General features: G+C 36.0%; 4 protein-coding genes and 1 pseudogene. All 5 read right to left on the reverse strand.

What is annotated here, in order from left to right; translation table 11 throughout:
* Positions 1-258, reverse strand: a 258-nt coding sequence (locus tag HMPREF0666_RS15500) for a helix-turn-helix domain-containing protein (RefSeq protein ID WP_009013334.1), incomplete at its 3' end; no start/stop codon positions are given.
* Positions 259-553: 295 nt separating this feature from the next.
* Complete coding sequence (locus HMPREF0666_RS15505) at positions 554-859, reverse strand: hypothetical protein (RefSeq protein WP_009013335.1); 306 nt, start codon at positions 857-859, stop codon at positions 554-556.
* Positions 856-2394 (reverse strand): hypothetical protein, encoded by a 1539-nt coding sequence (locus HMPREF0666_RS15510; RefSeq protein WP_157600304.1) that lies wholly within the window; start codon positions 2392-2394, stop codon positions 856-858. Before HMPREF0666_RS15510 ends, HMPREF0666_RS15505 begins: the two co-directional genes overlap by 4 nt.
* A gap of 95 nt (positions 2395-2489) precedes the next feature.
* A complete protein-coding gene (locus HMPREF0666_RS15515) occupies positions 2490-2762 on the reverse strand; it encodes an SH3 domain-containing protein (RefSeq protein ID WP_009013337.1) in 273 nt (90 codons plus the stop codon).
* A 113-nt stretch (positions 2763-2875) separates the two neighbouring features.
* Positions 2876-3061, reverse strand: a pseudogene (locus tag HMPREF0666_RS18340) (hypothetical protein).
* Positions 3062-3156 lie beyond the last annotated feature (95 nt).

A 3156-nucleotide genomic window follows, 5' to 3' on the forward strand; every position in this document is an offset into this window, starting at 1 on the left:
AATAAGAAGGCGCTTCGCCTCTTCCATGACATCCTTGTCGACTGAACGATTGCCTGGCTTTCTGCGCCTTGTTTGTACTGCATTTGCTTGGGCAGTTTCCCAATTATAGTGTCTTCTGACTCCACTATTACGTCTTATTTCACGAGACACTGTACTTGCACTTACATTTATCGCCTTGGCAATATCTTTTTGTTTCGTTCTATTTTGGAGTAGCACAGAAATTGTGTACCTTTGCTCCGAGGTTAATTGTTTGTACATTGCAATGCAAAATTAATTAATCTTTGGGAGACAGAGGTCTCCCTTTCTTATTTTTATGCATTGCTTGTTGATTTTCTTCTCATGGGGGCTTCTCGCCCCCAAACCCCTCGGTGTTTTCAGGTATAGATTATTAAGCTACACCAGCACTTGGGATTGCAGTTCTATGTTGAACTTGCGCTAAAATAACGTCTTTTGAAAGATCTTCAAGATTAGGGATATTATTAATTATTTGGGTGACAATTTTGTTTGTCTTTTGACTTTTTTTTCTATTCCCATAGTTTGCTGTATGGGTTGTTTAGCATCCGACAGATCCTACTGGCCACCCACCATGAATAGCAATCCCACTTCTTGATCCATCTGGCCCGTTTATGTAACACTTTCCCATCCCTTTTGTATCGCTAATGTATAAATCGTAGCTCTGTTCTTTTAAACCTTTATTAATATAATATTTCTTCTTCGGAGGACATTCATTGTGAGTTCCATATCTTAACGTTGATCTTTTTTTGCTCGTCATATGTGCATCACGAGCTACATAAGTTGAATAATCTTCTTGAGGGAGATTGTTTGTTTTATAAAGTTTATTAAACCTATTATATGTCATATTTTTATATATACATAGTTTGTAAACAGTCCATTTTTTTCATTTTTTTGGAATTCCGTACCGTACTTATGACTCATACCATTGATAAATATTATTGTACCTTGACTATCTTTTGAAGATATAGAATTGCCACTAAGACATTTTTTTACATATAAGACTTCTACTGCTTTATTGAAATATCTAATTCTTTCATTGAGGCCTTCTAATTTTGTATTTATCTTTGCGGCAACTTCTCTTACACAATTTTCACTATTTTCTTTTGCAATATGATTGATACCCCATGCTCCCCAGTATGCAAATGCAGAAGTTATGGCATCTTTTGCTGACACTTTCAACTTATAGGAATTGTCTCCACTAACCCAAGAAATATTTTTCTCATCCTTCAACTTCATATATTGATTATAATACTTCTCTATTTTATCATAATTGTCTTTCCAAGTAATTTGCTTGAAACCTTTACAACTATAACGCCATCCATTACCTTTATTTGTATGATTCTTCCCTAGTGGATGTGTTAGTCCATAAATAGCATTTGCAACTTTCGCCCAGTTATTGGAATCTTTTGATAAATCAGAAAGGCGTTTTGCCTCCTTTTGCTGTGCAGATAAGGAGCCAAAAGTTTCAAAATAAGATTTGAATATACCTCGCATTCGCTCGGGATTACTATACTTAAATTGCTCTTGTAACTGATAAAACTTCGTCCCTTGAGCTATCTGTGCCAAGAAATGTGCTTTTGAAACACAAGTGTTGATACCTACTTTTTTCCTATATTGATTAAGATATGGAAGTGCAGCGGCAATCATCGTAGTGTCCTTAATGAGACAATTACCTTTCTTATCAACACAAATACGTTTGATTTCATCTAAAGTAATGTCTTGTTCGCATCTCGGACATTTATTTTTCTCGGTATTCACTTCCTGCACCATTGTTTTACTCTGTCCCACCTCTACATCTTGTCTCGGCATTGACAACAGGAGTATTCCTTTGTCTTTACCCATTTGAAAGAATTTAGTTGTATTCCTTTCAGTGTAGCCTCTGCCGTTAGGCATAATAACCGCCGTCTCTTTAGCACCACCTTCTAATACAAAGATATCAAAGGTCTCCGATTGTTTTTCCTTCAACCAACTGGTATCGGTTTTAATTTTCAAGACAGTAATCCCTTTGGCATCCGTTTCTCCTGACACCTTATATACACCGCCTTTGGTACTTGTTTCTTCCTCTGTCACCGTACCATGCTTATATATAAATAGTGCAATATCGCTGTCATCAAGTCCGCGAGTAGTTACCCTTGCATAAATCGTCTGTCCACTTTCCACAAATCCCTTGATTGCTTCTTTGCAATCCTTGTCACGATAGAAAGCAATACTTGTAATATCCTCCTTATCAGTATATTCTATTGGTGTCTTTTTTGATAATTTAAGATCCTTAACCCATTCTTTAGAAAAGAGTTCCATATAGATTGGCGTCTTTTCTATCGGCACTTTCTTTATCTCTTCTACTTGGCTGCTTGTCAATGAAAGTTCTATCTTTGCCATACCATCCTGTTCTATACGAAGTGGTGCAAAATCGGTAAGATATTTTTCCTATACTTACTTTCTGATATCTACTTTATAAGTTATATAGGCACACCTTATTGACATACATTTTGTAAAGCGCGTCTGATCCTACTCTTATGTATATATCCTACTGTCCCATCTTTAACTTGTACTTTGCACCAGTTTCCATTATTGTCCAAGATAGTTATCATTTCATTGGTGGGAACATGTTTAAGAACTTTTGATGACAACATACCTTTCTCACGTAGATTGGTATACCCATCGGGGTCGTCAACAAAATAAATATCATTGGGATTGATATCATTTTCCATTACTAAAACAATGTCTACTAATTCTTTTAATCGCATGACTCCATAATAATCTTGTTTTTTAAGACGGTCTACTAAGTAATGATTAAAAAATAACTTGGTACATTTTCAGGCCAAAGACATCGGCATTGAACAATGTATTCAATTCGATATTAGCAGTTCTCATATATTTTATTTAACCTCAAATCCGCAACTAAGCCCTTGAAGGTTCTTATTGCGTTTACACGTCCTCTCATTACTGAATTTGCAGATAATTTGAACTTGAAGCACCCACTTCTGCCTACAATATCCCCTTACCCCACAATGTGACTTGAGGCAATACACAATATCATTCCCATAAGTTGTAGGCACTATCCAAAATCAGTCTGGAAAACATCTGCGTAAGCATAATTACAGGTATAGATATTCAGCACATACCGCCTTGATGTCTTGA

Source organism: Prevotella sp. C561, assembly GCF_000224595.1.
GTDB lineage: Bacteria > Bacteroidota > Bacteroidia > Bacteroidales > Bacteroidaceae > Prevotella > Prevotella jejuni.